The organism is candidate division WOR-3 bacterium (assembly GCA_029858255.1).
In the GTDB taxonomy this organism is placed as follows: Bacteria; Hydrothermota; Tepidihabitantia; order SM23-42; family SM23-42; genus SM23-42.
This window is the reverse complement of record JAOUFJ010000072.1, coordinates 1-3,071: the sequence shown is the minus strand read 5'-3', so window position 1 is coordinate 3,071 and position 3,071 is coordinate 1. Positions and strand designations below refer to the sequence as shown.

General features: G+C 44.2%; 3 protein-coding genes. All 3 read left to right on the top strand.

The genetic code is table 11. The features are described from left to right. Nucleotides 1-343: 343 nt before the first annotated feature. Entirely contained in the window at nucleotides 344-1,708 is a 1,365-nt protein-coding gene (locus tag OEV79_12495; protein ID MDH4212255.1) for a S41 family peptidase, read from the top strand. 445 nt (nucleotides 1,709-2,153) lie between these two features. Continuing rightward, nucleotides 2,154-2,423, top strand: coding sequence for a thermonuclease family protein (locus tag OEV79_12490; GenBank protein ID MDH4212254.1), 270 nt, complete (start codon nucleotides 2,154-2,156; stop codon nucleotides 2,421-2,423). Nucleotides 2,424-2,785: 362 nt separating this feature from the next. Next, nucleotides 2,786-3,071, top strand: a 286-nt coding sequence (locus OEV79_12485) for a hypothetical protein (protein MDH4212253.1), incomplete at its 3' end; no start/stop codon positions are given.

Sequence of the window (3,071 nt, the reverse complement as noted above, 5' to 3'; positions counted from 1 at the left end):
TGTGAACAGCTTGCCACTGCCTATTCGGAAATTAGCGATGAATCCAGGGTGCTGGATTATTATCAAGCCGCACTGGATATCTACAACCGCTATTACATCCCCAAAAATGCACGAGAAAAAGTAGATATGATAGAGGAAAGGTTGAGACATAGGAATTAGGTCGACGGGGTCAAATCAATTTCGTTAGTATCGTTAATTTCACCAGCATCGCCGCATACCGATTGCGATGGAAAGATATTTTTCTATAATGTAGTGAGCGCTTCATTTATTGAATTATTAGTCTGCTCATTTTGTTGAGATGATGGAGAATTAGGTGTTATGTTTATTATGAGGAGTGTGAACCATGTACAACAATAAAATATATGTCTGCAATCTGGTTGTAATAATATTTGTTTCTTTTTTATGCAATGCATCTCAAGCAGATGCACTGATGGATGAGGAACCTAAGTTGGATATCAAAGCGAAAACCATGGTCATAGAGCGCGTTAATCACTTGATAGTCGAGAGATATTTGTCACCTGATATTGCACTCAAGGTGAAGGAGCATCTGCTTGCAAGGCTCAAGAACGGCGCGTATGATAAGATAAATAGCGCGGGGCAATTCGCCAGTACCCTGTGGGCGGATCTTCAAGAAAGCAGCAATGATAATCACTTTTTCATCGAATTCAATCCAAAGCGTGCCAAACTGATATTGGCTGAGAAAAGTCAATCTATAGAAGAGTTAGAACGGGTTACCAGAGAAATGACAGAAAAAGATCGGTTGACCAATTTTGGATTCAAAAAACTAGAGATTCTACAGGGCAATGTTGGGTATCTTGACCTCCGATATTTTTGCAACCCCGACTATGCCGGCGCAACGGCCGTTGCTTCGATGAACTTCCTCTCTAATGCGGACGCAGTCATAATAGATCTCAGGGATACGCCAGGCGGTAAGGCAACCATGGTCCAATTGTTGAGCAGCTATTTTGTTAGGGGAACCCAGCAGGGGAGAACGCACCTGAATACTCAAGAGCAGGTATATGACGGAAGTGCCGAGCAGTACTGGACAATATCATACGTTCCGGGCAAGCGTATGTACGATATGGATTTATATGTCCTGACAGATGAGTACACCGGCTCAGCAGCAGAGGCGTTTGCTTACAGCATGAAGGCTCTCAATCGCGCCAAAATAATTGGTGAAAAGACACGTGGTTCAGCACACAATGTTGACTTTGAAGTCATACAAGAAGAGTTCGTAATGCATCTACCTGTTCGAAGACCGGTTAATCCCATCACCGGGACGAATTGGGAGAAAAGAGGAGTTGAGCCGCATGTTTCCGTTTCGGGCAACCAGGCCTTCGATAAAGCGTATGTGATGGCGTTAGAGAAAATACTGGAGAAAACAAGAGACGACAATCAAAGATTCCGGATAACCTGTATAATCGATGCTACAAGAGCCAGGCTCGAGCCGGTAGTCCTTGGCGCTGCATTACTGGCAAAATATGTTGGTGAGTACGGGGAGCGGAAAATCACGTTAGAAAACGGTGAACTTTTCTATCAGCGCACCGGACCTAAATACAGGTTATTGCCATTGAAGAATAATCTCTTTGCCGTCGAAGGGATGGATTATTTCAGAATAGAAATTACTGCAGATAAGAAAGGTTATGTAACCGCATTGATCGGGCTTTATGACGACGGCAGAAAGGATCCATCGGAACGCACAAAATAATCCTTTTGATATTGGGGACGGAAGTCTCGTTAATGCCGTTACTTTCGTTAGTCTCGTTACTTCCGTTACGCGCTCGGGGGACGGAGGTTGAATTTTTGGCATAGCAACGCTTAGACCGCTTTTCGTTAAGTTCGTTAGTCCCGTTATTCTCGTTACTTCCGTTACGAACCCAAATACCAGGATCAAACTGAGATTGCTTCGGCTGGGTACGCCAGCCTCGCAATGACAGAAAGATGAAGCGGAGATTGCTTCACCCACAAGACGGGTTCGCAATGACAGTGGGACGTCGAGCGTCACGGAGTCAGTTTCCTAGCGAGCCAGGCCGGCTGAATTATTCCTGTTAACAATCAAAAAAAAATACAAGGTTGACATGTCGTGCAATTTGGGTTATATTTTCGCGTAAAGTCTATACTATACATTTGATCATTGTATAGGGAGGTAATGTATGAAGACGGGAATCGTAGATACCGTAATAGACGTAGATACGTTCACATTAAAATCCGGCGAGACGATAAGACTTACTTGTGTTGACGCACCAATGACAGGTACTCCAAATGCGGCCAAAGCACGCGAGGAACTAAACCGGCTGATCGGAGGAAAACCGATCAACTGTGAGGTCAAGGGAAGAGACGTGTACGGGCGCCTTATTGCTGAAGTATGGATTAATAATACCAATATCAACGACGAAATGATTCGGTTCATGTCAGGTTTGTGACTTATCTAATGTAGTGTATCTGAAGGACACTGGGGACGGAGGTTGGCTTCCCCCACGTTTGGTTCGCTAATATCGTTAATTGCGTTATTATCGTTAATACCGTTGAACTGCTGAGATTGCTTCGTCACTTGCTCCTCGCAATGACGGGTGTTGTAAGGGAACAGGCACCGATGCTTCGCATCGTCGATGACAATGATGAACTAAAACGCTTACGGAGATGAAACCCCGGAGTCAGTCCGCTTGGGCGATAGTGGTACAACAGGGACAGAGTCCATTCGGAACGGAGTAATTTCTTTAGATCGGTTTGCTATATGGTTGACAAGTAATTATGTGTACTTATAGTTTTCAACCGGGAGGTAGAGATGCGTATAATCAACTATCTTTGTAGATGTCTTTGTGCTACTGTTGTTGTTCTCTCATTTCTGTACGTTTCTTGTGAGGACTCAGAGTATTATGAAAGTGATCCTCCCCCTGCATATTTTGAGGGAACGCCTGAGGATATTGCGGCAATAGAGGCAATACTCACGGATGATTACCCGGAATTGCTGATAGTAGATGAAATATTCAATGATAGTCTGAATTCAGTTAATCTGGCAGATGTCGAGATCCTCTGGTCTGAGATGGTCTTCTCGGTCGATTCTCCACTCA